The organism is Mycolicibacter algericus DSM 45454, assembly GCF_002086455.1.
Taxonomy (GTDB): Bacteria; Actinomycetota; Actinomycetes; order Mycobacteriales; family Mycobacteriaceae; genus Mycobacterium; species Mycobacterium algericum.
Map to the genome: position 1 here is coordinate 1 of NZ_MVHC01000064.1, position 2864 is coordinate 2864.

A 2864-nucleotide genomic window follows, 5' to 3' on the forward strand; every position below is an offset into this window, starting at 1 on the left:
CTCGGTATCACCGGCCTCCGCCACCGCCAACCGCGCCGTCAAATCATCAATCTTGCGCAGCGCCTCAGCGACAATCGCCCGGCGATCCGGCCCCCCGGCCGGTACAGCGTTCATCTCGCTCAACTCAACCTCCCCGAAAGCCGCGCGAGCAGCCCGTCATCGCGTCACACAGACCGAGCGGAAGTATCCAGTCGGTCGAATCCGTCCCGCTGGTAGATCTCCACGCAGCTGGAGCGGCGGATCTTGCCGCTGGTCGTGATCGGGATGGCGCCTTGCGGAACCAGCACCAGATCGCCGATCGCCAGGCCGTGTGCCTTCGACAGCGCGGCCGTGACCTTCCGCCTCACCTCGTTCAGCCTGTCGACGACCTCCTCGTCCGAGCCCCCCTTGTTCTTGAACTCGGCGATCGTAACAAGCTGCTCCGACCTACTGTTCGATACGGACACCGCAGCGACACGCCCGCCGGTGATCTCCTGCACGGTGGCCTCGATGTCGTCCGGGTAGTGGTTCTTGCCGTCGACGATCAGCAGGTCCTTGATCCGGCCGACGATGTAGAGCTCGCCGCCGGAGATGACGCCCAGGTCGCCGGTCTTGAGCCAGGGGCCCTGCGGCGTGCCGGGCGACGGGTCGACCAGTTTGCCGCCGAAGGTGCCCTCGGTGGCCTGCTGGTTGTGCCAGTAGCCGGCCGCCAGGTTGGGGCCGTACGCCCAGATCTCGCCGACCTTGCCCTCCGGGTTCTCGGTCTGGGTGTCGGGGTCCACGATGCGGACCGTGCAGGCCCGCGGCACACCGCAGCTGACCAGCTCGACGCCGCCCTCGGGTCCGCTCGGCTCGGCGATGCCGTCGGCGAGCTTGGTGTAGTCGAAGCGCGGGGTCGGCGGCGGGCTGCCCGGGGTGTTCGACGTCAGGTAGACGGTGGCCTCGGCCAGTCCGTAACCGGGTCGCAGCGCCGCCGGGTTGAGGTTGAACTTGGCGAACCGGTCGACGAGCCGGCGCAACGTCGCCGCGTGCACCCGCTCGGCGCCGAACGCAAAGGTGTGGACCTGACCCAGGTCGAGACCTGCCATGTCCTCGTCGGAGGTACGCCGGACGGCCAGCTCGTAGGCGAAGTTGGGTCCACCGGTGTAGGCGTTGGGATAACTGGCCACCAGCTGCATCCAGCGGGCCGGCTTGGCCAGGAACGCCATCGGGCTGAAGATCACCGCCTGGTGCCCCCCGACCAGCGGGAAGATGATGCCGCACATCAGGCCCAGGTCATGGTAGAAGGGCAGCCATGCCACCAGGGTGGTGTCGGCCGGCACCGTCTTGCCGCGGTCCTCGAAGGTGTCGGCGATCATCTGCCGCATGTTCTCGATCGCGTTGTGGTGGCCGACCATGACACCGGCGGGGGTGCGGGTCGAACCGGAGGTGTACTGGAGGAAGGCGATCTTGGTGTGCGCGGTGGTGGTGGGCGCCGCCGCCGGCTCGGAGTCGAGGTCCAGCGCGTCGACCTCGATCACCACCGGCGGTTTTCCGCCCAGGTCACGGATCGAGTTGGCGATGTCGCCGACCGCCGCCGACGTGGTCAGGATCGCCGCCGGTGCGCAGTCGCGCAGCGCGGCCGAGACCCGCTCGTCGTGCGCGCCGAACATCGGCACCGGCAGCGGCACGGCGATCATTCCCGCCTCCAGCGCGCCGTAGAAACCGATGATGTACTCCATGCTCTGCGGGGCCAGCAGCGCCACCCGGTCGCCGGGCGAGGCACAGGTCGCCAACTCGGCGGCCACCACCTGCGCCCGGTCGCGCAGCTGCGACCAGGTCACCGTCTCGCGGTAGCCCTCCGGGTCGACGTCGAAGTCGATGAAGGTGTACGCAGGCGCATCCGGCTTTTCCCGGGCACGGTCGGCCAACAGGCTCGGGATGTGCGATTGAGTAACCGGCATAGCGATGATTTCTCCTTGTGCTGTCAGGTCCGCGGACCTCACCTGCTCAGTAGTTCGGCCCCGTCCAGAGTCGTCACGTGTGGCGTCCGAACTGACGGTTTCGCTGCGCGGCGCCCCTGCACAGCGGAGGTATGCAATTGGATTGGCGACATTTGGGATGCTTCCCTGGGATCGGGTCCGGTGGGCAACGTGGCGCGGCCCGCTCAGCGCAGTGCTGCAGCCTCACCCGGGGCCGGTTGCCCGCCATGCCGGTCGAAGAGGAGGGCGGGTACGTCCGGTCGCCGAGATCGCGCGGCCCATGCGGCCGGAACGGGTGGTTCGACCATCGACACGGGTACCCCTTCTGGATGCTTGGAACCTACGCAAAAACTCCTTGGACCCCGACATCCCAGGCGTTTCCCTCCCGCGGAGGCTACCACGTAGGCACTGTTGACAAGGAATTTCTAGGTCCCATACAGCGCGAACAAGGCAGACCCGGCATGTTAGCGCAGAAATCGCTAACAGCACCAGCGGTCACACCGGTACCAACAGCAAACTCACAGTCAAGCCGGGCGTGGCCGCGGTCGCCGGTCATCGTTGGTAGTAGGCCGCCAGCTTCGCCTCGATGTCGCCGACCAGTTCCGGCAAGTGGTCGTTGAGGTAGAAGTGGTGGCCCGGCGCGGTGAACGTCCTGGCGCTGAACTCCGCGGTGGTGCGCTCGGCCCAGGGGGCCACCTTGTCGGCGGTCGCGACGTCGTCTTCGTCGCCGTGGAAAGCGACGATGGGGCACGACACCCGGGCCTCCGGCGGGCAGTCGTAGTTGGCGATGGCTTTCAGCCCGCGCAAGGTCGGGAGGATCTTCGCCGCGAACTCCTCATTCTCCAGGAACTCGGGGTTGACCCCGGTCATCTGGCTGACGGCCTCGAGCAGGCCGCGATCGGAGTCCCCGATGTTGTCGTACCC

The 2864-nt window shown here is 67.5% G+C and carries 2 protein-coding genes; both read right to left on the minus strand.

Annotated elements, in window-relative coordinates; all coding sequences use genetic code 11:
- Nucleotides 1-164 precede the first annotated feature (164 nt).
- Nucleotides 165-1922, minus strand: a complete 1758-nt coding sequence (locus tag BST10_RS22010) for an AMP-binding protein (protein WP_083040746.1) — start codon at nucleotides 1920-1922, stop codon at nucleotides 165-167.
- Nucleotides 1923-2492: 570 nt separating this feature from the next.
- On the minus strand, nucleotides 2493-2864 hold a 372-nt coding region (locus tag BST10_RS22015), incomplete at its 5' end, for a thioesterase II family protein (RefSeq protein ID WP_133054470.1).

What these genes read in the sequence shown, in the direction of transcription:
- BST10_RS22010 (WP_083040746.1), bottom strand. Translation starts at nt 1,922, where the DNA reads ATGCCGGTTACTCAATCGCACATCCCGAGCCTGTTGGCCGACCGTGCC.